Genomic DNA, 589 nt, shown 5'->3' with positions numbered 1-589 from the left:
GCAGACGGATCGGAGGTCGTCGATATCGGAATCGATCTGCTCCAGAACGATCGTGTGCGTCCACCCGTCACCGAAGTCGTACTCGTACGTCATGGTGGAACCCGGTGCCGTGAGCACGTCGTCGATCCGTACTCGCTCTTCGCTCGACGCCTCGTCGTCCGGTTCGTCGTCGAGCGTCTCTTCCATCTCGAATCGACGCGTGGCACCGGCGGTCCTGACGCTGAACGCATGCAGATGCCGGTCCTCCCACCCGAGCGCCTTCTGGAGCACTGCGTGCAGCTCGGACAGCAGCAGATCCGAGCGCACCCGCACCCGACGCCAGATCTGCGGACGGGTGTGATCCACGGTCACCCGAAGCACCAAGTTCACCAGGCCCCGCCGCGTGGCTTCCGTCGCGTTGTCGTCGGCCGGTTCGTCGGTGTCGGACAAATTCGGCACCACCGACAGGTGCCGGACGCGACCGGTTCTCATCGACATGAACAGGACCCTAGTCGGACCCGTGCGTCGGACGCAGGGGCTCGCGGTCTTCTACGTACCAGTGGTCAAACCATCGTTGATCGCGGCGACGTCGAACGCCAACGCATCGAGC

The 589-nt window shown here is 64.3% G+C and carries 1 protein-coding gene; it reads right to left on the bottom strand.

Features of this window, described 5'->3' with window-relative positions:
- On the bottom strand, positions 1–477 hold a 477-nt coding region (locus RHBS_RS28450), incomplete at its 3' end, for a plasmid pRiA4b ORF-3 family protein (RefSeq protein ID WP_145977684.1).
- Positions 478–589 lie beyond the last annotated feature (112 nt).

Source organism: Rhodococcus sp. BS-15, assembly GCF_000813105.1.
Taxonomy (GTDB): domain Bacteria; phylum Actinomycetota; class Actinomycetes; order Mycobacteriales; family Mycobacteriaceae; genus Rhodococcoides.
This window is presented reverse-complemented; position numbering and strand designations above follow the sequence as displayed.